Genomic DNA, 23,695 nt, shown 5'->3' with positions numbered 1-23,695 from the left:
CTGAAAAAAGATAACTAGGGACTGTTATTCTTCGGTTTTTTCCTGATTGTTAAATCAGAAATTACCTGATTTACACTCACGTATTTTGCAACTTTTAATTGAGCCTGAGTCCCGATTAAAGCTAACCTGGTGTAAGATAACAGATAAGGATTCCGGTCTTCATTAAGTTGAACAAAGGCTTTACCAGTAGCATTAATACTGATATTGTGCTCGTTACAATATTCGTTTAATATCCTTAGCCCTTCAACACGCTCGGCTTTTGCCAGATGTGTTAAGCTAAAAAATACAAGCGATATGGTAACAAAGTGTTTCATTAATAGCGGCAAAGCTAGTTTTAATCTTTTATAAAAAGAAATTACAGCTTAGCAAAAAGTGTACCCCGATTTTTTCAGTCACTTATTCGTTCTAAAATATATTATTGCCATCGTGTTTTATATTGTTGCATCTGCATTTTATATTATCACTTGTTCATTCTATATTATTGCATGTGCTTTTTATTTTATTGCATACGCATTTTATATTATCACTTGTTCATTCTATTTTATTGCATGTGCTTTTTATTTTATTGCGTACGCATTTTATATTATTGCATTCTTGTTTTATGTTTTGGCACCTGTAATATACATGCTGCTTAACGGATTCTCCGCTATAGTTGAAATGACGACTTTTCGAGGCCTTTAACGTTTCAACCCAAGCGTTTGTCGACACATTTGTTACAATCAATTCTATTTCATGCAATTTTAATCCAACGAAACAAAACGCATTGACTATGGAAAGAAAAAATTTCATCAGAAGCTTAATGATCGGGGCCATCTCAACCCCGGTAATTATTGAGGCCTGCAAAAAAAGCAGCATCACCGATGGATCAAACACATCGGGTTCGGGTACGGCCGGAACAACAGCCAGCACCAATGGTACCTGTACGGTAGCCCCAACTGAAACCGAAGGCCCTTTTCCTACAAAAGTACCTGCATCATATGTGCGGAGCGATATTACCGATGGACGAACAGGCTATAAATTGACTGCAAAAATCACCATCGGTAACCTGAACAACAGTTGTGCGGGTTTAGCCGGAGCAATAGTAGATATCTGGCATTGCGATGCAGAAGGCAATTATTCTGAATATGGAGGCAGCGGGATGCAGAGCACAAATTATCAATCGGTACATTTTTTACGCGGACGCCAAACCACTGATGCGAACGGACTGGTTACTTTTACTTCCATTTTTCCGGGCTGGTACAGTGGCCGGGCAACACATATCCACGTGCATGTTTATAATGCTGCCGGCACATCGCTAATGGTAACACAGATTGCTTTCCCGGAAGGTACAGGAACATCTCTGGCTCTGGTAAATGGCTACAGCAAGGGCATGACGGGATATACTTACAATAATGCCGACAATGTTTTTAGTGATGATAAAACGGGGGTAGAAATTGCAACGGTTACAGGATCACTGGCAGCCGGGTTCGATCTTACCTTTAAAGTAAATGTTAAAGCATAGTATATCCTTATAATTGTTTTATTTTTATGAAGGCGCTAGGATTTCTTAGCGTCTTTTTTAATTTTATGCCATGTCGAAAAAAGTGATTACGCTGTGTTACCGAAAAATAATTGATTTTACCAATACCAGTCCATGGGATAAGTTTGTACATGAAGATAGTTTTGCAGAGTTTAAAATGCAGGCCCAGTTTTATAATCAGGAAAAACAGTGTACTACTTTTGCCGAAATGCTGGTGAATGTTCCTGATGCTGAAAAACTACATTTCCTGGTTAGTGCATCCATTACGGGATATTTACGGCAGTTAAACGGGATTATACCTGATGTACTGGATAACCTTGGCCGGCGCTTTTTAACTTTTGAAAATTTTAAGTTCGAAATCATTAATTCGGACATTAACGAACCCGAAAAACACAAAGTGGCGATCAATTTCTTCTCAAAACCATTGGTTTGGCACGATACAATTGACAATCTGCTATTGGTATCGCAGTTTAAAGCAACAGATGAAGAGGAAGTTCTCACCAATCTTTTTCAAGTGCAGCCGTTTGTAAGTATCCACGCCATAAAAAACATTAATTAAAAGATGGAACTCAACCCGGGAAAAATATTTTTGGCCGATCAGCGCGGATTAACTGAAACGTCGGTACTAAGAAGATACAGCACCTTTAATTTCGAGAAGTATTACAATGAGCATAAAGAACCTTTTGGCCATTTATTTTTATGTAATGACGAATCGGTTGCAGGTGGAAAAATTATTTTTTTTCTTTGTAAAGAGGATTCGCTCCAGATATTTATGCCCATTACCGGCGGGATTGATATTGTTGCCAACGGGAAAGAATTTGCTCTCGAAACCGGACAAATACAGGTTTTGAATATGGGCAAAGGCGAGGTATTGGAAATCAGCAATCCTTATCAGCATGATGTGATCAACTACTTGCAGTTCGGGATTAAAACCGATATGTTTTTAATGCGGGCGAGTGAAATGCTTTTCAATTTCGATTTTGAGCAGAATAAAAATCAGCTCATCGAAGTGATTTCCAGCCCTAAATTACCCTTTAAATTAAGCGCAGGTATTTTTGCCGGCCGGGAAGAAGTGGTTTACAAGATGCAAAGTCCTAACCACCAGTTTTATACTTTTATTATAGATGGCGCTTTCGAAATTGAAGGACGGTTAATGCACGCAAGAGATGGTTTGGCACTTTGGGATATTGAACAGGTAGAACTTGAAGCACTGAGCAATAACGCAATTGTGGTGGTTTTGGAGTTTGGGTTTTAGGTTTTGCAAACAAGTGGTTCGTGGGGACATGAAGCATGGCGGGAGACTTATATGCGATTGCTTCATTTTTTTTGGAAAGCAGGTTCCGGTTCTTTTCGGTTAAGGTAGCCCTGCCATCCGCTTTACCTCACTGCGTTCGCTGCCCGCTCCTGTCAGGTTTAGAAAACAACGTACTGTGCAAGAACGGGTTTGAGCTTATTTCACTCCTATACCTTAAATGGTTCAAAACTGAAAAAATTTATATTAAATTTCTCGACTGCGTTGCACTCCGCTCGAAATGACTACAACCGGAGGGATTTTTAAGCCAAAAAGAGAAATCGATCGAAACGAAAACTCCTCCATCATCCATCTCACCTCTTCCCTTTTGCATCCTCCAACCTCTTACATCATTTAAAAACCACTTCTGTAGCACCATAGCCAAATTTTTCTTTCCGCGCATCCATGTACGTTTTTACATGCGGGTTTTTACTGATCAGCTTATGGATTTTGTCTCTTAAAGTGCCATTGCCTGAACCATGGATAAAAACAATTTTATCGAAATGATGCACCACCGCAGCATCCATCGCAGTTTGAAAATGATTAATCTGGATCTGCAACATTTCATCCGCTTCGAGGAAATGATGATCATCCCTCAGTTTTTCAATGTGCAGGTCTATTTCTTTTTGGGGCGCTGCAACTGTTCTTTTTTCTTCGGTTGATTTGAAGAAACTTTCTTTTAATTTTTGCGGATCGATGGTTACCGGAACCAGGTCATCCAAACGGATCAGCCAGCCCTTATTTTTTAATTGTGGTAATTCTTTCTGTTCGGTACTAAAATCTTTTGCCCTGAATTTCTTACGGATAACCAAAGGATCAATCGGTTTAACATCGGCTTTGCTAAACACCAAAACCTGAAAGTTAAATTCTGGCCAAAGGTCTAAATCTGCAAGCGAAGCAGAATAGACTAAAGTAGATGCATAAGCTTCGATTACGCCATGATAGGCACCGGCATATTTTTCTTTACGTCCGGTTGTAAGGCTTACCAATAAAATATTGGGCGAGTGGTTTTGCAAATGAAAATGCACCACATTACCAGCCTTATCATCGGTAGCAACGGCAACGTAAATACCGTTTTCTATTTTACTAATGCTTGGAATATTCACCTGAATGGGTTTTGGCGCATCAAGTTCTTCGGCAACCACACCATGGCCGTGTACCGATGTTAAATTACTCACCGCAACAGGAATTTCAAAACCATCCTCATCGGTAACGCCCAAAGTTTGCGTATCGATAATTTTAGTTACATAACCTTCACGTTTTTCGTCAACAAAACGCACAAAATCTCCCAGTTTAAACTTCATAGCCCCTAATCCCCTAAAGGGGAATCTCCATATTATTTAATTATTAATTTATTCAATTTTTCAGCTCCCCTTCAGGGGCTGGGGGCTTAATGACGCGTATCGTTTCCATGATAAATGCTCAGATAGCTTTCATACCTCGAAACGGCAATTTCACCTTCATTTACGGCTTCAATAACCGCGCAGCCCGGTTCGTTAACGTGCCTGCAATTGTTAAAACGGCAATTGTGCGAGGTTTTAAAAATTTCCCTAAAAAAATGCCCCAGTTCTTCCTTTTCGATGTCGATCACACCTAATTCCCTGATCCCCGGAGAATCTACAATGAATCCGCCCTGTGGCAGTTCAAACATTTCGGCAAAAGTGGTGGTATGTTGTCCTTTATCGCTCCAGTCTGACACTTCTCCTGTTCTTAAATCGCGATCGGGCATTAAAGCATTAATCAAACTCGATTTCCCTACACCCGAATGTCCGGAGATTAAAGTAATCTTATCCGTAATCAATTCCTGGATAATTGGAATGTTAATTCCCTTTAAAGCCGAAACTTCGTAACAGGCATAGCCGATATTTTCGTAGATATCTTTAAATTCCTGTAGAATTTCCAAACCCTCTTTACTAAACAGATCGAGTTTATTAAATACCAATACAGCAGGAACATCGTAAGCTTCGGCGGTAACCAAAAAACGGTCGATGAAACCCAAAGAGGTACGCGGCGAGGCCAGGGTAACCACCAGCATGGCCATATCTAAATTGGCGGCCAGTATCTGTGCCTGTTTACTCAGGTTGATGGATTTGCGGATGATGTAGTTTTTACGCGGCAGCATTTCGTTAATTAAACCCTGGTTGCTATCCTTTTCCAGATCAAATTTCACCCTGTCGCCAACCGCAATCGGGTTGGTGGTTTTAAGTCCTTTAATCCTGAATTTTCCTACAATCCGGCAATCGTAGCGTTCGCCGTTATCGGCCAAAACACTGTACCAGCTCCCTGTAGATTTAATAACTAATCCCTGCATATTTGCGGTAAAGGTATGAATATGATTTCATTGGTAGAAACGGCTCTGGTGGCAATATCATTAATTTAGGCCATTAAACAGATAAATATAATTAACCACAGATAAAAAGGATGTACACAGATATAAATCCGTGTTTATCTGTGTGCATCTGTGGTTAAAAACGCTGAACTTAAAGATATTTTGTTATCTACCAAATATCTTACATAAATACAACGCTTTAAAAGGCAAAAAACCTAAATTTGCGACAACAAAAATCAAAATATAATGAGTTTCAGAATAGAACACGATACCATGGGCGAGGTGCAGGTACCAGCCGACAAATACTGGGGTGCACAAACCGAACGCTCACGCAATAACTTTAAAATCGGTCCGGAAGGCTCGATGCCAAAAGAAATTATCCACGCTTTTGGATACCTGAAAAAAGCAGCAGCTCTTGCGAATACTGAATTAGGCGTATTATCTGCAGAAAAAGCCGAATTAATCGCTAAAGCCTGCGATGAAATTGTTGCTGGTCAGTTAGACGATCAGTTTCCATTGGTTATCTGGCAAACCGGTTCAGGTACACAAAGTAACATGAATGGTAACGAGGTTATCGCAAACCGTGCCCATGTAATTAATGGTGGTGCGCTGGCTGATGATAAAAAAGTGCTTCACCCTAACGATGATGTGAATAAATCGCAGTCATCAAACGATACTTTCCCAACTGCAATGCACATTGCAGCTTATAAGCTTACGGTAGAAACGACCATTCCGGGTTTAGAGAAACTAAGAAATACCTTAGCTAAAAAAGTGGAAGAATTCAGTTCGATTGTAAAAACCGGACGTACACACTTTATGGATGCTACGCCACTTACTTTAGGACAGGAATTTTCGGGTTATGTACAACAGATTGACAACAGCATCAGAGCCATTAAAAATGCGCTGGTAATGGTTGCTGAACTGGCTTTAGGTGGTACTGCAGTAGGTACAGGCTTAAATACACCAAAAGGATATGATGTTTTGGTGGCAAAGAAAATTGCTGATTTAACCGGATTACCTTTTGTTACTGCTCCAAATAAATTCGAGGCTTTGGCTGCACACGATGCCATGGTAGAACTTTCTGGCGCATTAAAACGTACAGCTGTTGCTTTAATGAAAGTAGCGAATGACGTGAGGATGTTAAGTTCTGGTCCGCGTTGTGGCATTGGCGAAATCGTGATTCCTGATAACGAACCAGGATCTTCTATCATGCCGGGTAAGGTAAACCCAACACAACCAGAGGCTTTAACCATGGTTTGTGCACAGGTAATCGGTAACGATGTGGCGGTTTCAGTTGGGGGCATGAGTGGTCATTTCGAGCTTAATGTATTTAAACCGGTAATTGCGGCCAATGTATTACAATCGGCACGTTTAATTGGCGATGCCTGCGTTTCTTTCACAGATAAATGCGCAGAAGGAATTACAGCCAATTTGCCTGAAATTGAGAAACACCTGCAAAACTCATTAATGTTGGTTACGGCTTTAAATCCACATGTGGGTTACGAAAACGCAGCTAAAATTGCAAAGAAAGCACATAAAGAAAATAAAACTTTAAAAGCAGCGGCTGTAGAGTTGGGATTATTAACCAACGAGCAGTTTGATGAGTGGGTACGCCCGGAAGATATGGTTGGCAGCTTGAAATAAGCTACATAAATAAAGTTTTGTCATCCTGAGCTTGTCGAAGTACCTTACTTAAATTAATAGTAAAACGTTTCGACAGGCTCAACGTGACAAATCTACAGCGAAAGAATAGAATAGTATCAAATCAAAACGGTTAATTAAAATACAGGCAATATGAATTCAATACTTTCTACCCTCCTAAGCTTGGTTTCTATCATTTCGCCATGCATTGTATTTGGAACCTGTTGCTTTTTGTTAGCAAAAAAGCAAGCGGTTGAAGCTATTTTAATGACCATTGGCTCGGGGATTGGCTTATTGGTTACTTTATTCTACAGTGTTTTAATGCCTTTATTGATCTCAAGTCAGCATTTGGCTTACACAGAAGTTTCACGATATTACAGTGTGATAGGTATCATCAGCTTTATAGCTAGTATGTGTTTTGCCTCAGGTTTTTTCATCCTGGTTTACAATACCGTTAAAAAGAATAAGATCATCTACGATCAGTTCCCTAAAAGCAACGATTAACAATATAATGAACAAACTGCATCCTGGCTTAAGGGTTTTCTACATCATCCTTTTTACATTATCCATTTTACATATTGCTTGTAGTCCGAGGCCAAACATCCAGGGCAAAGGCGAAGATTTTTTGCAGGGCGTATGGAACGAAGATTCGGTTGCTTTTAGCAATAAATTAAGCAATTATACGCAGCATCACTTTAAATTTACCTGCGATTCGGTTTACATTGATATGGTTACCCATAGCAAGGTGAACCTGTACGATGATTCATGCTACAATAATGGTATCTGGAAAGAATATGCCAAAGGGGTTTACGTAGTAAAAGGCGATACCTTATTTGTTGGTGCTACTTTTACACACGCCAATTACAAACAAAAAATATCAGGTTGTTACCGTATTGGCCGGTATGAGAAGAATTTCCTGATCAAAAAACATTCGGCAGATACCTTATCTTTAGAAAGCTTAAGCGATCAGCGCGAAATTAAATTAATCCTCAAACAAAAAATCACCTGCGTACAAAAAGAATTATAAAATGATTTTAACATCAATTAAAAAGAAATTAACCACTGTCCTTGCGGTTGGTTTATTCGCGTATCTCCCTATTCAGGCCAATGCCTGGGGTACCATTGGTCATCGTGTAGTTGGCGAAATTGCTGATAGTTATTTAAAAGCGAAAACGCGCAAAGCCATTCAGGATATTTTAGGTTACGAAACTTTGGCCATGAGCGCCAACTGGGGCGATTTTATTAAATCAGACTCTACCTACAATTACATGTATAACTGGCATTTTGTTAACCTTCCGGCAGGATTAAATAAAGATGGCGTGTATAATTTTTTGGAAACAGAAAAATCGCCAAGTCTTTATACCAAAATCCCCGATTTAATTGCCGTTTTAAAGAAAACAAGCAGCACCCCAGCCGAAAAAAAACTGGCTTTGCGCATGTTGGTGCACCTGGCGGGCGATTTATGCCAACCAATGCACGTGGCACGTAAAGAAGATTTAGGGGGTAACCGCGTTTCAGTATTATGGTTTAACGAAAAATCGAATATCCACAGGGTTTGGGATGAGCAACTGATCGAGTACCAACAGTTAAGCTATACCGAATATGCAAAAGCCATTAACCATGCTTCGGCTATACAACTTTATAATTGGCAGAACACAAGCCTGAAAGATTGCATTTACGAATCGTACACCATTTGCAACAAAATTTACGATACCACCAAACCAGATGCTAAATTAAGCTACCGCTACAATTTTGACTGGGTTGAAACCCTCAACGACCAGTTATTAAAAGGTGGCGTACGTTTAGCTAAAATGCTGAATGACATTTACGGATAAACATTTCTCAATTAAAATATTAATACCCCAACGCAAAGCTTGGGGTATTTTTTTTAAAATACTGTAGCAATTCAGCTACGATATCCGTTTTATCAGTTACAAACGAAAACCAATTATAAACTGATGAAAAAATTACTACTTCTTTTAATTATTTGCCTGGCATTTGCCTGTAAAAAGAAAGATAATGTTACCATTGACGACATTACAAGGTATAACTGGCCTTTGCAATCGGCAACTGTTAATCCTGCTTTAACTGCAGATGGTAAATCAAGCACTAATTTCATGACATTTTCCGGCCCTGGTGCATGCTTAAACAATAATTATGCATTAAATTTTTCAGCAAATGGATCTTACGCTTTCACCTCTACAGGTTCATTATGCGACATGATTTCCTTTCAAAATGCAAAATGGACGAAAAACGGAAATGAAATCACCTTAAATGCCGGGTTTGGAAACCCAGAAATTGTAACTTTAAATGGCAGCTATATTACCCAAAAATATACTTTTGATAAGGAGGGAAAAACTTACACTGTTACTTATATCTTTATAGCAAAATCTAAATAATATTGAAAATTTTAATGGTTTGCCTCGGTAACATCTGCCGTTCGCCTCTGGCAGAAGGCATAATGCGCCACCTGGCAGATAAAGCGCATTTAAACTGGGAAATCGCTTCGGCAGGAACAGGTAACTGGCATATCGGTAAAGCACCCGACCACAGGAGTATTGCTGCTGCTAAAGCAATGGGCTACGATATCAGCAAACAGCGGGCGCAGCAGTTTAACCACGCGATGTTTGCCCGGTACGACCTGATTTTAGTAATGGACAGGAACAATTTAGCGGATGTAAAAAATCTGGCTAAAACCGATGAAGAGCGGAAAAAAGTTAAACTTTTTCTTGATAACGACGAAGTTACAGACCCATATTGGGATAATGCCCTGTTTAGCCCTGTTTGCAAACAGGTTGAAGAAAGATGTATGGAAATTATCAAACAACTTTCTTAAATTTAAGCTCATTATCACCACTAACCAAGTCAAAAAATGAAAAAGTACATCTCCCTGTGTTTATTAATCGCATCTGTTTTTTTATTTCAGAGTTATACCGCAGCCAGAAAATCGGCAAAGGTTTTAGTTTTTTCCAAAACTAAGGGCTTCAGGCACAATTCTATCGAAACCGGAAAAGAAGTGATCCAGAAATTAGGAACCGAGCATCATTTTGAAGTAGATACCACTGAAAATGCTGACCTTTTTACCGAAGATAATCTTAAAAAATACGCTGCTGTTATTTTCTTAAATACAACAGGCGATGTACTCGACAACAAACAACAGGTTGCTTTCGAAAGGTATATCCAGGCAGGCGGCGGCTATGTAGGCATCCACGCGGCAACCGATACCGAATACGACTGGCCATGGTATGGAAAACTGGCCGGTGCTTATTTTATTAGTCACCCAGCGGTACAGGAAGCTAAATTTATCATTAAAGACAAAAAACACCTTTCCACCAAATTCTTCACCGATTCGGTTTGGATGAGAAAAGATGAGCTTTACAACTTTAAAGACATTAACCCTGATATTAAAGTGCTGATTACTTTAGACGAAAAATCATATACAGGTGGTAAAAACGGCGATTTCCATCCTTTTAGCTGGTACCACAACTTTGACGGCGGAAGGGCTTTTTATACCTGCATGGGCCATACCAAAGAAGGCTGGACAGAAGATAAATTCCAGAACCATTTATGGGGAGGCATTGAATACGCTATAGGCAACCAAAAGAAATTAGATTACAGCAAAGCGCATTCAAAATTCTAAATATTAATTGAGCTTGTTGAATATCCATCGGCAAGCTCAATGTTTATATTATTTATCTAAACAAAAAATCAGAACCGCTGATTATCAGTAAACCACAAAGATATTCCACCATATATTATTATCTTTATTTAATGGTTTCATTCCCCAAAAGCATTCAATTTGATCTTCATCAAGGATCTTTTCTAAATTCTGAGAGAAGTCAAAAAGATTATTGTTAGACCTGCCCCGCCACTCTTCTGGCTCTATTTTAAAGGGAATAAGCCTGTTCCTTTCAACAAGATATTTAGTTACTTCCGCTGTTACAAAGGGTCGTTGTTTATCACTTAGTTTAAGCTCTTTATCCATTTCTGCCATCATTTTATAAACAAGCATTGTATCCATTTTTGGAATTTCTATTTCGTTTCGGCGCTCCTTTGATTGAACCTGTTGGGCATTAGAAACACCTAAAAAACAATTGCTGAAAAATAAAAAAACCAGTAGTTTTCTCATATCTTGTTATTTCTGTATCTTCTTAAAGTTAACTAAATAAATATAGTTAAGCATACAGAAAGAAGCCACCGCTCCGAAAGTATGCCATAAAAAGTGTGTACCGATGCTCAATATATCCCATTTATCGGCTATGCGGAAAGTAAGGGCAAAGATGAAAGCAATTAATGCAAAGCCCACCCATTTACCGTTCTTCCATTCGGTTTTAATCAGGTAGCCAAATACAGGAAACAAAACCAGCGCAGCCATAAAAGCATAATTGATATTAATAAAGATTTGAAAATCGCCGTTGCTAAAAAGCCGCCTTACATAAAATTGAAAGAATGCATAAACGGCTACAATTAGTACTGCGAAATACCACTTTGTAAGTTTCGCCAGAAAATAAACACCAGCCGAAAGACACAGGAGCATAATCGGCATCCAGTCCATCATGATAAAAATGGGCCAGCGCCTTAACCCGTGATAAGTGGTGCCGCCAATCCCTCCAATGTAAAGCAACACCAGTGCAATACTTAAAAAAGTATGCTGTTTAAAATTACCCCGAAGTTTAATCGTCCAGTACACTGCAATAGCCAAAAAAAAGCAACTTGTTATGGTATTAAATGGCTCCGGAAAAAGCTGACTAAGATTGGTTTCGGTGTACATTGTACCACCGTCTGGAGGGTTTTGGATAAAAGCGCTCATGAATAAATAACGTAAGGAAAAATTAAATGTTTCATCAATCCGTGTAACGATCAAGATGGAAAAATAATTTTACTTTTACCTATTCTACAGGTTAAATATTGATTAACTCTTTTCATTTGGACTGCATTTTTTGTACTTTAGGTACATCTAAGCTATAATGATAATGAAACCTATACTAATTCTTTTTCTTTTCTTAACAACGGCAATTTATGCCCAAAGGCCACCTAAACCTTATGGTGCAGTACCATCAAAAAGGCAATTGGCCTGGCACGATATTGAAGTTTACGGTTTAATTCACTTTACGCCAACCACCTTCGAGAATAAAGAATGGGGCTTTGGTGATGCTGACCCGAAAACATTTAATCCGACAGATTTCAATGCCGATCAGATTATTAAAGCGGCTAAGGCAGGTGGATTAAAAGGCATCATCCTGGTTGCAAAACATCATGATGGTTTCGCCTTGTGGCCTACCAAAACAACTGGTTACAACATTAGCAAAAGTTCTTTCAGAGGAGGAAAAGGAAATTTAGTTAAAGAGGTAGAGCAGGCCGTACGTAAAAATGGTTTAAAATTTGGGGTGTACTGCTCGCCATGGGACAGAAATAATGCCCTTTATGGCACCGATAAATACCTGGCCATTTACCAGGCTCAGTTAAAAGAACTTTACAGCAATTTCGGTGAACTTTTTATGAGCTGGCACGATGGTGCAAATGGTGGCGATGGCTATTATGGCGGTGCGAAAGAAAAACGCTCGATTGACAATACCACTTATTACGATTGGAAGAATACCTGGGCAATTACCCGTAAAATGCAGCCCATGGCCAATATTTTTAGTGATATTGGTCTGGATATCCGCTGGGTAGGTAATGAAGATGGCCATGCAGCAGAAACCTCATGGGCTACTTTTACACCAATGGCACCTGATGGGAAAAACGAAGCTGTTCCCGGCCAGGCTAATTATCCGCAAAGTCCTGAAGGGATTAGAAATGGCAAATTCTGGATGCCGGCCGAATGCGATGTGCCTTTAAGAAAAGGATGGTTTTATCATGCTAATGAAAAACCCAAAACACCAGAAAAACTATTCGACCTTTATTTAAAAAGTGTAGGCCGTGGCGCAGGTTTAGACCTTGGTTTAGCCCCTGATACCCGCGGACAATTGCATGAAGATGATGTAGCCGCCCTCAAAACCTTTGGCGATATGGTGAAGCATACTTTCGAAAACAACCTGGCTAAAAATGCCCAAATTAAAGTGAGCAACAGCCGTGGCAAAAAGTATAATGCTGCCACGCTGATCGATCACAACAGAGAAACTTATTGGGCTACAGCGGATGATATACATACTGCAAGCCTCGAACTGGATTTAAAAGCATCAAAAACATTCAATATCATCAGTTTACAGGAATACATTCCCTTAGGTCAGCGGATAGAAGCTTATACTGTAGAAGTATTTGAAAACAATGCCTGGAGAAAAATCTATGATGGCACAAGCATAGGCGCGAAACGTTTGATTAAACTGGATCGTCCTGTTACCACGAATAAAGTAAAAATAAATATCACTAAATCTCCGGTTTGCATTACTTTGAGCGAGATTGGCTTATATAAAAAGGTAGGATAATAATATTACTGGTAAATAATTTCAAATACCCTGGCCAATGCGTTAGAAGTTTCTTTGCTGTAGCGATAAGTACTGTCAGCCTTAATGTCTCTGTACATTAACATTACGGCCCGGTGCGATACCTTACTCAGTTTTATCTTTTCATCTCGTTCTTTAGCATCTTCGGGCCTTAAATTTAAGGCCTGCATTTGTTTAATTACTACCAGATTCCGCTCCATCGGGATAATACCATCTTCTTTAATAGAAGCCAGTTTAACATCTTTAGGCAAAGAAATTTTTAAATTCATAATGCCATTAAGTGAGCCCAGATTCCCGTTAAAAGTATCTCTTAATTTGCGGTACTCTTCCGTTCCATATTTGGGGCTAAAATGAAGCACTCCGCTAAAAAATAGCAGGAATAAAAGGATCGAAACGGCATACCTTGCCCAGGTTTTAACTTCGAATGTTTTATCCCACTTATAATTAAGGATATAAGTGAAAATAAATCCCGATATAAATCCGCCAATATGTGCCGCATTATCAACCCTCTTGCCAAAGGCACCGTTTACCAGCACCAATAATGATACAATAAGAGTACTTGCCAATAAGGCTTTAGTTGCCCTTGGCTCAAAAGATTTAGTAATCAATAGCGCAATAAAAGCGCCATATAAGCCCATAATGGCTCCGGACGCCCCCATCATCACGCCTTCCTGATGAAAAATCAGACTCACCAAACCACCACAAATACCGCTCACCAAATAAATAAAGAGGTATTTTTTCCAGCCCAGTTTATTCTCAATCATTAAACCGAGGTAAACCAGCGCATACATATTGAAAAACAGATGCGATTTAGATCCGTGGATAAACTGATAGGTAATTAACCGCCAATAGTCGCCACCCAGCACGAGGTTACGCTGGTTAACACCAAAATTTAACGCTACCTTTTTGAGTTCTTCAATAAATTCGGGATCATAACTGCTGCCGTTTCTTACAAACTGATACCGCAGCCAAACAATCGAGAAAATAACAAACGCGATATAATAGAAAATATTGAGAAGCACCAAAATCGGCGTTACGGTATAGCCTTTTTGAGGAAAAAACAGAAACAGTACATTTTTGATCTTATTTTTAGTCGCTAAAGGCGCTTTTTCAAAATAATGATCATCCTGAGTGGCAATAAACTGGTGAAAATTTTGCAAACTTTCTTCCCAGACATCTTTGAGGTGAAATTCTACATATTCAAATTCATGAAAAAATTTTTCGAGGTTTAAGTCATTCTTGCCGTAATCGTTAAACAGCATCTGAATACCCACACACTCACTTTTTACAACAGCAAAATTTCCATGGATGCGGATTGATATTTCCTCGCTGTACGATTGAAAAGATATTGGCGTATAGGCAATTAAACCCGTTTCAGAAACATGGCTCAGGCTCCAGCCCAGATTTTCGATCGCCTGCCTGGCAATAATTAAATATTGATCTGCCGGAAATTCGGCCAGTGGAATATATTTTTCAATTTTAGGCGAGTACCCCCAACTGATTGACATAGCGTTTTAGATTTTTTTCGCTACTAAGATAATATATGGTGATAGATTTTTGCTCTCGAATGGGATAATCTTTGTAAATATTTTGCCTGTAAGCCAAACTGCTTTCTTAAATAACCGAACGCCAGCTGATTTCTGGCTTTCATTTTCCAGCCAAACACTAAAACGGCCAAAATAGCCAGATTTTACTTCTTTAAGTCCCGCCTGCTCGCAGATTGATTTCAAAAGCGCCGGATCCATGCTATCAATATTGTGTTTATCGTAGTTCTCCTTATCGAAATTCTTTTGAAACCAGCCATTAACTGCCTTAAAATTTGGCAGGGTGATAAACAAAGTTCCACCCGGTTTTACAAAGGCAATGTGGCGGTTAATAATATCGACAGTATCATTAAAATGTTCAATTAAACCGCAGCTTAATACCAAATCGTACTGTTTTTCAGGTGTGTAATTAAAAAGATCGGTTTCGATGATGTGGATATCTTTTTCAGTTAAATCGTTCTTTTCCAAAAGTTCTTTTACCACTGGCGGATGAACAAAATAATCCAGAAGGGTAACATCCAGTTTGAAATACTTTTTCAGGAACACAGCATAATAACCAGGAAAACCACCCAGCTCTATGGCAGTTTTAATACCATTTTTCTGGATTACAGCTGCCAGCTGGGCATGAAATAAATAATTTGAAGGTAACTGAACCGCTAGTCCTTTTTTACTTTCCCAATAATTTACCCAAAAAGCCCTGTCCGTTAATAAATTTGCCATGTTTTAAATAATTCCAATCCCAAAGAAACGGAAAAATTTGCTGGATTGTTGAATTGTTTGATTGTTTAATTGCTAAATTGTTCAGCGATTAGCTAGGAAATGAAATTGTTTTATGTTCTGTGCCAGCAATATAACAATCCGACCATAAACAATCTCTCTGCTCCGTAATTGTAACAATCCAACAATTAAACAATCTTTCTGCACCATGCCCAATTAACCGATTAACCATCCTTTCGATTAACCTTACTTTAAATCCTTCAAAATTTCTGCTACTGCTTTTTCCAGTTGAGGATCTTTATCGGCCAGGCGGTCTTCGAAAGTGTTTTTCACAAAAATATCAGGTTTTACACCTTCTTTTTCGATGTTTTTACCATCCATGGTATAACATCCCCATGATGGTAAACGATAAGAAGAACCATCAACCAAACCTTTGGCCGAGGTAAAAATAATCCAGCGGTAGGTTTCCGTACCGATAATTTTTCCCAGTTTCAATTGCTTAAAGCCTGCAGCCGTCATTTCGGCATCACTTAACGATTGTTCATTGATAAGCAATACAATCGGTTTCGCCGCAGGACCAAAATTACTTTGAGGTGCCAGCTTACCACCACGATATTTCCATTGTAAATAAGGCCGTTGCGAAAGAAACTTCAATACATCATCATGCACATTTCCACCGGTATTGTAACGCAGATCGAGGATAATCGCGTCTTTGTTTTCTTCCTGTGCAACCATATCCAGTAAAAAACTTTCCAGTTCGCCGGTACTCATATTTTTCATGTAAGAGTAAGCAATTCTGTTGTTGCTCCATTTATCTACATTCTGGTGGTTCTTGGTAATCCATTCGTCGTAAAGGTTTCCTCGCAGAGTTCCCGAACTTTCGGGATGTACATTTACATAAACATCTTTCCCGTTCCGTTTAAATGTTAAGGTCATTTCGCGATCCAGAGATGGCTTACTGAAATAGTAATCGCGGTCTATTTTTTCATCAACTTTTACACCGTTCACTTCAGTTAAAATATCTCCGGCTAAAATATTTGTTCCGGTACGGGCGGCATTACTTTTTGCCGCAATTCGTTCAACCTTTAAAGGGTTTTCGTTATCGAAGATGATTCCTGTTTCATTGGTAATGTAGTTTAAGTTTTTACGCTCCTCTGCCCCTGCACTGTTAAAGCCCATGTGCGATGAATTGAGTTCGCCAAGCATATCGTTCAATAAAATCCTCAAATCGCTACGGTTGTTCACATAAGGCAGATAAGCCGCATAACGCGTTCTCATTTTGTCCCAATCTACGCCATGGAATTTTTCATCGTAGAAATTTTCATCCAAACCAACCCAGGTTTCGTAAAACATCTGGTTAAATTCGGCATTTAAGTTTCTTGTAAATTTGTAGCCGTGATCTACACGGTCAAGCCTGTTACCTTCCAATGTATATTTATTGATGGTTCCCCGCGATAAAACAAAAAATCTATCCCCTGATGAAATAATCGAATAATCGCCGCCATCGGCAACTTTTTCGGTTTTATTGGCTTCAAAAGGTTCAATTGTGGTACGGTAAAGTCCGGGTGCACCACCTTCATGGTTTGATGAATAGAACACATAAGTTTTATCTCCTTTGGCATAAACATCTGTCCCGTACTGACCGCCAAAAGAAGGTCCCACCAACTCTACCCTATCCAAAATATCCTGGGTGTTAATGGTAATTACCTCTGCAGGTTTCGGAGTAGGTTTAACGTCGGTTTTCTTTTTAGCGGTATCAGTTTTTGATTTTTTATCATTTTTAGGCGCTGTTACCGCTGGCTTAACATCCGTTGGTGCAGGTTTGCTTTCTTTAAACAGATCGTCGAACTTATCAGAGCGGTAAGGCTCGTCGTAATTATTCAAAGCCATGCGGTAAATGTGCGCATTCTGCATGCCCGTTGGGTACGATGGTTTGGTACGGGCACTGGTAAAGTAGATATACTTTCCATCCGGCGACCATGCCGGTCCCGTTTCGGTAACGCCGGTATTGGTTAAATTAATGGTTTTATTGCCTTTAATGCTATGTACCATAATATCCTTTTCAAAATTGCGGTACACGGAAAAAAGCACGTATTCATCATTGGGCGAAAAACTTGGGGCCGAACTCTGTATGGCCCAAAATTCGTCGGTTACCAAAGTTTTGGCATCAAAAGTTTTAAGGTCCATCAGTTTAAGTTCGTTCCTGCCACTTAAATACACCGCCATCGTTTTGGTTTTATTCAAAGTGATATCGCGCACATTCGCTTTATCTTTGGTAAGTTGTTTTACCGATCCCTTTCCATCGCCGGTAATGGTAAACCAGTTCTGGTATCCGTTAGCCGTTTGACTGAACAAAATCGTTTTGTTATCGGCCAGCCATTTACACTCCAAGGCACGTTCGCCGCTATTGGTAATTTTGCGGATAAACTTTCCATCGGCATCACTTACAAATACCTCACCACGAGAGATAAAAGCCATCTTTTTCCCGTCTGTAGAAACATCAAATGCCGAAATGTTGCCACGCACATCGTATTCCTGCTCTTTACTCAATACCTGGTTGCGCGAGGTACTGATATTGATTTTTTCTGTTTTTTTAGAAGCTACATCATAAGTATATAACTGATAATCTTTTTCGAATACTACTGTGGTTCCATTGGCCGAAACAAACGGACGTTTTATGGAAGTATCAAAATTGGTTAAACCTGTTTTTTTGCCATTGATAAAAGTGTAGAGGTTATATTCGTCGTTACCTTCATCCGAAACAAAAAAGATATTTCCTTTCTGATCAACACTCGTCCAGAAATCTTTTCCGATATAATCTGTATAACGTTTATAACTTTTGGTTTTTGGGTTGTACGATTGGATATCGGGATTATATGCGCCTTTGTAGTGTTTGCGGTTGGTAAAACGGTAACTTTCCCAGGTATCGTTAAAAAAAAGTTCGCCCGTTCGCGATTCGGCAATATGGTGCGTGGTATTGAAATAGTTATCAAATAAACGAACAGCTGTACCCCCGTTTACACTCACTTTATAACTCGAAAAAGAATTGTAGCGGCCAGAGGTAAAATAGATTGTTTTCGAATCCCAGCTCCAGTTATCCACTTCATCGGCAGCATCATTAAAAGTTAATTGTTTAATATCACCGCCTGCCAAAGGCATAATATATACATCATAATTGCCAAACTGGTTAGAAGAAAAGGCCATCCACTTCCCGTCAGGAGATATTTTCGGATTAATTTCTTCGCCCTGCATGGCAGTGATCCTGGATGCCACGCCGCCCTTAACCGGAACTTTCCAGATATCGCCGTCGTAACTGAATACTATTGTTTGCGCATCAGGCGTTAAAGCAGGGTATGCTGCAAAGTAGGTTTGGGCTTTTACAATTGAATGAAAAGGCAATAAAAACGCGAGTGTCGCAAGCGATTTTAATAAGAATTTGATCATGATTTATTTTGTTTGGCTTATGATGCCTCAAAATACACAACAGATTTTATATTCGTAAACAATAAAATGTATTTTTGATTGATTTGAAAGTAGTACACCTAAATACCTACGATGGAAATGGCGGAGCGGGACGAGCCTGTTTGCGTTTAAGTGATGCCTTAAGGGCAAGTGGAATCGATTCGAAAGTGTTGGTTTACTATAAATTTGGCCAAAACCCGAAGATAGATACCTTTAGCAAATCGCCCATTCAAAAAGCCCGTGCTGTTTACAATATCCTTTCAGAAAGATATTATGCCAAATGGTTAAGCAAATCGGTAAAAACGCCATTCAGCTTGCAATGGTTCGGCCGTTCGGTAATTAACCACCCTGATGTTAAAGGAGCAGATATTATCCATTTACATTGGGTAAACCATGGCTATCTTAATCCTAAATTTTTAGCGCAGCTTGATGAACTGGAAAAACCAATTGTGTGGACTTTTCATGATAGCAATGCTTTTACCGGCGGATGCCATGTTCGTTATGGCTGCGAAAATTTTCACCACCAATGCGGCAATTGTCCGATTTTGAAAATCAGTGGTAAAAATGATATTTCACATCAAACCTGGTTACGCAAACAAAAAGCTTATACCAAATTAAACTTCCATATTGTGGCGCCGAGCAAATGGATGGCCGCATCGGTGAAATTCAGCAGTTTGTTGGGTACCAGAAAAGCTGCCGTTATTCCAAATACCATTGAAACCAAGATCTTCAAACCTTATGTTAAATCGGAAGCGAAGAAAATCCTGAAGATTAACCCGGATAAATTTGTATTGATGAGCGGTTTTATGCCCTCTAAAAACGACAAACACAAAGGAACACCTTATTTGATTGAAGCTTTAGAAATCCTTTCGCGCCGTACCGGAATACAAAAGGAAAATATAGAACTGGTTATTTTCGGGAATAAGGAAAATGCAGAAATGCCTGAATTCCCTTTCAAAACTACATTTTTGGGTACGATTAATAAAGATGACCATTTGGCAAAATGTTATTCTGCTGCTGATGCTTTTATAACGCCATCATTAGAAGATAATCTACCCAATACGGTGATGGAAAGTCTTTCATGCGCTACACCCGTTGTTGCTTTTACTACAGGCGGGATACCCGATATGGTGAAACACATGCAGAACGGTTACCTGGCCGAATACCAGAATGCAGAAGATCTGGCAAACGGCATTGAATGGTTATACCACCGTCCAAATAAGGAGGAAATCCAGAAAGCAGCCAGGTTAAGCATTTTAACAGACTTTTCGGAAGAAGTTATTGCTGCAGAACATATCCATCTGTATGAAACACTGATTGATTTACAGCCGAAGTAAAATCAATTTTTAATCAAGGTTTTACAATTTAGTTGCCAAAGTCTCATTTTCTTGCCAGCAAATAAAAATTTGACCAATCTTTATTAAATTTATACCGGTTGAAACTGTTAAATGGAAAGCATCACTAATTATTCTGAAAGTATTAAGGCATTAAAATCGGCTATTTTATCGAGCCGGTATAAAGCTGCTGCTTTAGTGAATAAAGAACTTTTGCTACTCTATTTTACAGTGGGCAAATTTATTTCGGAAAAGGTAGAAAAAGAGAAATGGGGTGTTAAAGTAATAGATAACCTTTCCAATGATTTACAATTAGAATTACCAGGCTTACGCGGATTTTCGGGAACAAATATTAAACGGATGAGGTTCTTTTTTGAGTCGTGGCAAAAGCATGTGCTAATTAGTCCGTCACTGACGGACCAATTACAATTAATTGATATTCAGAACATTAAATTTAGTCCGTCAGTGACGGACCAATTGGAAAAAACATTTTTCAATATCAGTTTCACCCACCACATCGAAAGTTTACAAAACTCGCAATCGGCAGAGGAAAGGACGTATTATATCCAAAAGGCAGCTATCGAATTTTGGAGTGTTGGTACCCTAAAACATCAACTCAAAAACAAATCGTTCAGTAACTCTGGTAGTTTACCAAACAACTTTTTAAAAACCATCTCAAACGATGAGTTAAGAAACAAAGCACTCCAATCATTCAAGGATGAATACCTGTTGGATTTCATTAATTTAGAAGAGCCAGATGAAGAGGACGAACGCGTTTTAGAAAGTGGCATCGTGCAGAATATCAAAAAGTTCCTAATGTCGTTAGGAACCGATTTTGCATTTATCAGCAACCAGTACAGATTGATTGTTGAAGACGAAGAATATTTTTTAGACCTTTTATTCTTTAACCGCCGTTTAAAATGTTTGGTTGCTTTCGAACTCAAAACCGGAAAATTTAAACCTGAGTATTTAGGAAAAATGAACTTCTATTTATCGGCCCTGGATGAATATGTTAAACAGCCACATGAGCAACCATCAATAGGCATCATACTCTGTAAAGAAAAGAAAAACAAAATTGTAGAATTTTCATTCCGCGATTTTAATAAAGCGATGGGTGTTTCTACCTACACAACCAGTAAAATACTACCAAAAGCATTTAAAGGTTTAATTCCCGATGCAGAAACCTTTAAAAAATTAATGGACTAACCCATGCCCAAATTAACCATCATCACCATTGTATATAATAATGTTCGCGATATCGAACGTACCATCCAGTCTATCCTTAAACAGACCTATAAAAAAATCGAATATATTGTAATAGACGGCGCATCAACCGATGGCACGCTGCAGGTTGTTCAGCGTTATAAAGATCAGATTACCAAAATCGTATCCGAACCCGATAAAGGCATTTATGATGCCATGAATAAAGGCCTGGCATTGGCAACAGGCGATTATGTTTTATTTATGAATTCCGGCGATGAAATTTACGATGAAAATACGGTAGAAGATGTTTTTGCTTCAGCACCCGGTGCCGATATCTATTACGGAGAAACCGAAATGTACAATGATAACTGGGAAAATCTGGGCCGCAGAAGGCATGAGGCCCCTGAAGAATTTGACTGGACGAGTTTTAAATACGGCATGAGCATTAGTCACCAGGCTATTTACATCCGCCGCAGCATTGTTGCACCTTACGATTTAACCTATAAATATAGTTCTGATATCGACTGGATTATTAAAGCAGCAAAAAAAGCTTCGAATATTGTGAATGTTCACCGATATGTAGCCAAATACCTGGTTGGTGGCATGAGTAAGAAAAAACACCGCGAAAGCTTAAAAGAACGTTTTAAAATTTTTACCAAATATTATGGTTTATTGCCCAACATTTTTAATCATATCATTATTGCCGGTAATTTAGCCTTATATTTTGTGAAGCATCGCAGAACGAACGACTAGCTTATGAATGAAGAAATTAATGAACTACTCCATATTTATAAGCAGGAAAAGGAACTGATAGAATCTTTAATCAAAGAGGATCAGATTGATCATGATTATAAAGCTGTTTATCTTAACTCTAAAATCCTGAATAGGATCAAACAACAGATCAGGATAATCGAGTTGTTTGTTGATCCTCATTTACAGGAAAAGGAGCAGCTAAAAAGAAGATCCGATTTTTTTGCCGAAATGAGCAAGCATGGTTTAGCTAAGGATTATTATGTGCTTCAAATCGAACAGATTAATCAGAAACTTGAGCAGTTAAACAGCTTTACACCAGGTTATTTTAATGATGGGCAGGAATTTGATGATACGATATTCGATCTGGTTGACAATAAGTTCAGTGCTTTCATTTTTCATCTGCGGAAAGAAGAAAACCTTTACCTCAGGTTTTCAATCAAAAAGAACAAAATCATTATCCGGTTCACGCCATTTGCCGATATTTTGGGCAGGGATTATTTTACTAAAACGGCAAAGATTGTTCTTAAACAAATCGGATTTAAGAAAAATAAATCACGCACCTGTTTTCAGATTAAATATCCGTTAGATGGCTTTAAAGATGCCATTCCAATTAAAACAACCGTAAGCAGGGTGATTTACGAAGCCTTTTACAATTATCAGATAAACCAATTAACAACCTTGGAAATCATCTCCTAATCTAAAATTTCTGAAACAATAATTTTTCCCAACTGTCTTTAATACATCACCTATTAAAAATTTAAAGATTATGGGACAATTAAGTAACCGCACTATTGCTGTACTTTCAGAAAGCGGATTTGAAGAAGTAGAATTAACCGAACCAGTTAAAAGGTTAAAAGAAGAAGGAGCCACCGTTCACATTATCTCCTCAAAAAGCGGAAAAATAAAAGCATGGGATCAGGATCACTGGTCGATAGAAGTTGATGTAGATAAAACCATTGCGGAAGCAAATGCTGAAGATTATAACGGATTACTTTTACCGGGAGGTGTAATTAATCCTGATCAGTTACGGGTTAATGAAGATGCCCTGACTTTTGTAAAATCTTTCTTTGCCGATGGAAAACCAGTTGCTGCAATTTGCCATGGTCCGCAAACTTTAATTAATGCCGATGTAGTACAGGGCAGAAAATTAACCTCTGTAAAAAATATTTCGCAGGATCTGATTAATGCCGGTGCCATTTGGTCTGACGAAGAAGTAGTGGTAGACCAGGGTTTGGTTACCAGTCGTACACCAAAAGATTTACCTGCTTTTAACGATAAAATTGTAGAGGAATTTGCCGAAGGTGTTCATGAAGGGCAACACGCCTAAAAACTTTGGACGCTCTTTCTAGATTCACTCAAAAACGGTCGGCAATTTGTCGGCCGTTTTTCTTTTGTGCCGTCAGATGTTATCATCTGACGGATAATTTTCAGTGTCGGATGGTCACATACAACGCCACAA

At 38.9% G+C, this 23,695-nt stretch carries 24 protein-coding genes; 16 read left to right on the top strand and 8 right to left on the bottom strand.

The features are described from left to right. Positions 1-14 precede the first annotated feature (14 nt). Positions 15-314 carry a hypothetical protein gene (locus tag ACTJKC_RS10695; protein ID WP_440791770.1) on the bottom strand — a complete coding sequence of 100 codons (300 nt, stop codon included), beginning with the start codon at positions 312-314 and terminating at the stop codon, positions 15-17. Between the two features lie 455 nt (positions 315-769). On the opposite strand from ACTJKC_RS10695, the gene ACTJKC_RS10690 reads away from it, so the two are divergent. The 3 genes from ACTJKC_RS10690 to ACTJKC_RS10680 all read left to right on the top strand — a co-directional run bounded on the left by ACTJKC_RS10690 (position 770) and on the right by ACTJKC_RS10680 (position 2,774). Then, positions 770-1,501, top strand: coding sequence for a dioxygenase family protein (locus ACTJKC_RS10690; protein ID WP_440791768.1), 732 nt, complete (start codon positions 770-772; stop codon positions 1,499-1,501). Between the two features lie 70 nt (positions 1,502-1,571). Beyond that, positions 1,572-2,078, top strand: a complete 507-nt coding sequence (locus tag ACTJKC_RS10685; RefSeq protein WP_440791766.1) for a hypothetical protein — start codon at positions 1,572-1,574, stop codon at positions 2,076-2,078. 3 nt (positions 2,079-2,081) lie between these two features. Continuing rightward, positions 2,082-2,774, top strand: a complete 693-nt coding sequence (locus tag ACTJKC_RS10680) for a hypothetical protein (RefSeq protein WP_440791764.1) — start codon at positions 2,082-2,084, stop codon at positions 2,772-2,774. Positions 2,775-3,160: 386 nt separating this feature from the next. On the opposite strand, the gene ACTJKC_RS10675 is transcribed toward ACTJKC_RS10680, so the two are convergent. After that, on the bottom strand, positions 3,161-4,114 hold the full coding sequence (locus ACTJKC_RS10675; RefSeq protein ID WP_440791762.1) for a Smr/MutS family protein: 954 nt from the start codon (positions 4,112-4,114) through the stop codon (positions 3,161-3,163). A gap of 86 nt (positions 4,115-4,200) precedes the next feature. After that, positions 4,201-5,121, bottom strand: a complete 921-nt coding sequence (rsgA, locus tag ACTJKC_RS10670) for a ribosome small subunit-dependent GTPase A (protein ID WP_440791760.1) — start codon at positions 5,119-5,121, stop codon at positions 4,201-4,203. 264 nt (positions 5,122-5,385) lie between these two features. On the opposite strand from rsgA, the gene fumC reads away from it, so the two are divergent. From fumC to ACTJKC_RS10635, 7 genes are all read left to right on the top strand, one after another. Beyond that, positions 5,386-6,783 carry a class II fumarate hydratase gene (gene fumC / locus ACTJKC_RS10665; protein WP_344852094.1) on the top strand — a complete coding sequence of 466 codons (1,398 nt, stop codon included), beginning with the start codon at positions 5,386-5,388 and terminating at the stop codon, positions 6,781-6,783. A 150-nt stretch (positions 6,784-6,933) separates the two neighbouring features. Next, positions 6,934-7,284, top strand: coding sequence for a hypothetical protein (locus tag ACTJKC_RS10660; RefSeq protein WP_440791757.1), 351 nt, complete (start codon positions 6,934-6,936; stop codon positions 7,282-7,284). A gap of 7 nt (positions 7,285-7,291) precedes the next feature. After that, the gene (locus tag ACTJKC_RS10655) at positions 7,292-7,807 is read left to right on the top strand and encodes a fumarate hydratase (protein ID WP_440791755.1); all 516 of its coding nucleotides are present in this window, start codon (positions 7,292-7,294) and stop codon (positions 7,805-7,807) included. A 1-nt stretch (position 7,808) separates the two neighbouring features. Next, on the top strand, positions 7,809-8,615 hold the full coding sequence (locus tag ACTJKC_RS10650) for a S1/P1 nuclease (protein WP_440791753.1): 807 nt from the start codon (positions 7,809-7,811) through the stop codon (positions 8,613-8,615). A gap of 123 nt (positions 8,616-8,738) precedes the next feature. Continuing rightward, positions 8,739-9,179: a hypothetical protein gene (locus ACTJKC_RS10645; RefSeq protein ID WP_440791751.1), complete on the top strand. Its 441-nt coding sequence runs from the start codon at positions 8,739-8,741 to the stop codon at positions 9,177-9,179. 2 nt (positions 9,180-9,181) lie between these two features. Next, positions 9,182-9,616, top strand: coding sequence for a low molecular weight protein-tyrosine-phosphatase (locus tag ACTJKC_RS10640; protein ID WP_440791749.1), 435 nt, complete (start codon positions 9,182-9,184; stop codon positions 9,614-9,616). Between the two features lie 36 nt (positions 9,617-9,652). Continuing rightward, positions 9,653-10,420, top strand: coding sequence for a ThuA domain-containing protein (locus ACTJKC_RS10635; RefSeq protein ID WP_440791747.1), 768 nt, complete (start codon positions 9,653-9,655; stop codon positions 10,418-10,420). An 84-nt stretch (positions 10,421-10,504) separates the two neighbouring features. Here the strand turns inward: ACTJKC_RS10635 and ACTJKC_RS10630 are convergent, their stop codons facing one another. Together ACTJKC_RS10630 and ACTJKC_RS10625 are read right to left on the bottom strand one after the other, a co-directional pair. Beyond that, positions 10,505-10,909, bottom strand: a complete 405-nt coding sequence (locus ACTJKC_RS10630) for a hypothetical protein (RefSeq protein ID WP_440791745.1) — start codon at positions 10,907-10,909, stop codon at positions 10,505-10,507. 6 nt (positions 10,910-10,915) lie between these two features. Next, positions 10,916-11,590: a hypothetical protein gene (locus tag ACTJKC_RS10625; protein WP_440791743.1), complete on the bottom strand. Its 675-nt coding sequence runs from the start codon at positions 11,588-11,590 to the stop codon at positions 10,916-10,918. A gap of 163 nt (positions 11,591-11,753) precedes the next feature. On the opposite strand from ACTJKC_RS10625, the gene ACTJKC_RS10620 reads away from it, so the two are divergent. Further along, positions 11,754-13,205, top strand: a complete 1,452-nt coding sequence (locus tag ACTJKC_RS10620; protein WP_440791741.1) for an alpha-L-fucosidase — start codon at positions 11,754-11,756, stop codon at positions 13,203-13,205. A 5-nt stretch (positions 13,206-13,210) separates the two neighbouring features. Here the strand turns inward: ACTJKC_RS10620 and ACTJKC_RS10615 are convergent, their stop codons facing one another. From ACTJKC_RS10615 to ACTJKC_RS10605, 3 genes are all read right to left on the bottom strand, one after another. Further along, positions 13,211-14,731 (bottom strand): rhomboid family intramembrane serine protease, encoded by a 1,521-nt coding sequence (locus ACTJKC_RS10615; RefSeq protein WP_440791739.1) that lies wholly within the window; start codon positions 14,729-14,731, stop codon positions 13,211-13,213. A 6-nt stretch (positions 14,732-14,737) separates the two neighbouring features. Further along, entirely contained in the window at positions 14,738-15,487 is a 750-nt protein-coding gene (locus ACTJKC_RS10610; RefSeq protein ID WP_440791737.1) for a class I SAM-dependent methyltransferase, read from the bottom strand. A 243-nt stretch (positions 15,488-15,730) separates the two neighbouring features. After that, positions 15,731-18,928 (bottom strand): S41 family peptidase, encoded by a 3,198-nt coding sequence (locus ACTJKC_RS10605; RefSeq protein ID WP_440791735.1) that lies wholly within the window; start codon positions 18,926-18,928, stop codon positions 15,731-15,733. A gap of 83 nt (positions 18,929-19,011) precedes the next feature. Here ACTJKC_RS10605 and ACTJKC_RS10600 point away from each other — a divergent pair, with 83 nt between their 5' ends. The 5 genes from ACTJKC_RS10600 (at position 19,012) to ACTJKC_RS10580 (ending at position 23,563) form a co-directional block, all read left to right on the top strand. Further along, on the top strand, positions 19,012-20,283 hold the full coding sequence (locus ACTJKC_RS10600; protein WP_440791733.1) for a glycosyltransferase family 4 protein: 1,272 nt from the start codon (positions 19,012-19,014) through the stop codon (positions 20,281-20,283). A gap of 111 nt (positions 20,284-20,394) precedes the next feature. Further along, positions 20,395-21,486, top strand: a complete 1,092-nt coding sequence (locus ACTJKC_RS10595; RefSeq protein ID WP_440791731.1) for a PDDEXK nuclease domain-containing protein — start codon at positions 20,395-20,397, stop codon at positions 21,484-21,486. Positions 21,487-21,489: 3 nt separating this feature from the next. Next, positions 21,490-22,236: a glycosyltransferase family 2 protein gene (locus tag ACTJKC_RS10590; protein WP_440791729.1), complete on the top strand. Its 747-nt coding sequence runs from the start codon at positions 21,490-21,492 to the stop codon at positions 22,234-22,236. A 3-nt stretch (positions 22,237-22,239) separates the two neighbouring features. Beyond that, positions 22,240-22,932, top strand: coding sequence for a hypothetical protein (locus ACTJKC_RS10585; RefSeq protein WP_440791727.1), 693 nt, complete (start codon positions 22,240-22,242; stop codon positions 22,930-22,932). Positions 22,933-23,002: 70 nt separating this feature from the next. Next, complete coding sequence (locus ACTJKC_RS10580; protein WP_440791725.1) at positions 23,003-23,563, top strand: type 1 glutamine amidotransferase domain-containing protein; 561 nt, start codon at positions 23,003-23,005, stop codon at positions 23,561-23,563. The last annotated feature ends 132 nt before the right edge of the window (positions 23,564-23,695 follow it).

Source organism: Pedobacter sp. 22226 (genome assembly GCF_052045455.1).
GTDB lineage: Bacteria > Bacteroidota > Bacteroidia > Sphingobacteriales > Sphingobacteriaceae > Pedobacter > Pedobacter jeongneungensis.
Note: the sequence above shows the minus strand (reverse complement) of the source record. Positions and strands in the feature narration are given on the sequence as shown.

What these genes read in the sequence shown, in the direction of transcription:
- ACTJKC_RS10695 (WP_440791770.1), bottom strand. Translation starts at nt 314, where the DNA reads ATGAAACACTTTGTTACCATATCGCTTGTATTTTTTAGCTTAACACAT.
- ACTJKC_RS10630 (WP_440791745.1), bottom strand. Translation starts at nt 10,909, where the DNA reads ATGAGAAAACTACTGGTTTTTTTATTTTTCAGCAATTGTTTTTTAGGT.
- ACTJKC_RS10685 (WP_440791766.1), top strand. Translation starts at nt 1,572, where the DNA reads ATGTCGAAAAAAGTGATTACGCTGTGTTACCGAAAAATAATTGATTTT.
- ACTJKC_RS10680 (WP_440791764.1), top strand. Translation starts at nt 2,082, where the DNA reads ATGGAACTCAACCCGGGAAAAATATTTTTGGCCGATCAGCGCGGATTA.
- ACTJKC_RS10590 (WP_440791729.1), top strand. Translation starts at nt 21,490, where the DNA reads ATGCCCAAATTAACCATCATCACCATTGTATATAATAATGTTCGCGAT.
- ACTJKC_RS10585 (WP_440791727.1), top strand. Translation starts at nt 22,240, where the DNA reads ATGAATGAAGAAATTAATGAACTACTCCATATTTATAAGCAGGAAAAG.
- ACTJKC_RS10675 (WP_440791762.1), bottom strand. Translation starts at nt 4,114, where the DNA reads ATGAAGTTTAAACTGGGAGATTTTGTGCGTTTTGTTGACGAAAAACGT.
- rsgA (WP_440791760.1), bottom strand. Translation starts at nt 5,121, where the DNA reads ATGCAGGGATTAGTTATTAAATCTACAGGGAGCTGGTACAGTGTTTTG.
- ACTJKC_RS10580 (WP_440791725.1), top strand. Translation starts at nt 23,003, where the DNA reads ATGGGACAATTAAGTAACCGCACTATTGCTGTACTTTCAGAAAGCGGA.
- ACTJKC_RS10605 (WP_440791735.1), bottom strand. Translation starts at nt 18,928, where the DNA reads ATGATCAAATTCTTATTAAAATCGCTTGCGACACTCGCGTTTTTATTG.
- ACTJKC_RS10620 (WP_440791741.1), top strand. Translation starts at nt 11,754, where the DNA reads ATGAAACCTATACTAATTCTTTTTCTTTTCTTAACAACGGCAATTTAT.
- ACTJKC_RS10660 (WP_440791757.1), top strand. Translation starts at nt 6,934, where the DNA reads ATGAATTCAATACTTTCTACCCTCCTAAGCTTGGTTTCTATCATTTCG.
- ACTJKC_RS10610 (WP_440791737.1), bottom strand. Translation starts at nt 15,487, where the DNA reads ATGGCAAATTTATTAACGGACAGGGCTTTTTGGGTAAATTATTGGGAA.
- ACTJKC_RS10635 (WP_440791747.1), top strand. Translation starts at nt 9,653, where the DNA reads ATGAAAAAGTACATCTCCCTGTGTTTATTAATCGCATCTGTTTTTTTA.
- ACTJKC_RS10625 (WP_440791743.1), bottom strand. Translation starts at nt 11,590, where the DNA reads ATGAGCGCTTTTATCCAAAACCCTCCAGACGGTGGTACAATGTACACC.
- ACTJKC_RS10655 (WP_440791755.1), top strand. Translation starts at nt 7,292, where the DNA reads ATGAACAAACTGCATCCTGGCTTAAGGGTTTTCTACATCATCCTTTTT.
- ACTJKC_RS10650 (WP_440791753.1), top strand. Translation starts at nt 7,809, where the DNA reads ATGATTTTAACATCAATTAAAAAGAAATTAACCACTGTCCTTGCGGTT.
- fumC (WP_344852094.1), top strand. Translation starts at nt 5,386, where the DNA reads ATGAGTTTCAGAATAGAACACGATACCATGGGCGAGGTGCAGGTACCA.
- ACTJKC_RS10595 (WP_440791731.1), top strand. Translation starts at nt 20,395, where the DNA reads ATGGAAAGCATCACTAATTATTCTGAAAGTATTAAGGCATTAAAATCG.
- ACTJKC_RS10615 (WP_440791739.1), bottom strand. Translation starts at nt 14,731, where the DNA reads ATGTCAATCAGTTGGGGGTACTCGCCTAAAATTGAAAAATATATTCCA.
- ACTJKC_RS10690 (WP_440791768.1), top strand. Translation starts at nt 770, where the DNA reads ATGGAAAGAAAAAATTTCATCAGAAGCTTAATGATCGGGGCCATCTCA.
- ACTJKC_RS10645 (WP_440791751.1), top strand. Translation starts at nt 8,739, where the DNA reads ATGAAAAAATTACTACTTCTTTTAATTATTTGCCTGGCATTTGCCTGT.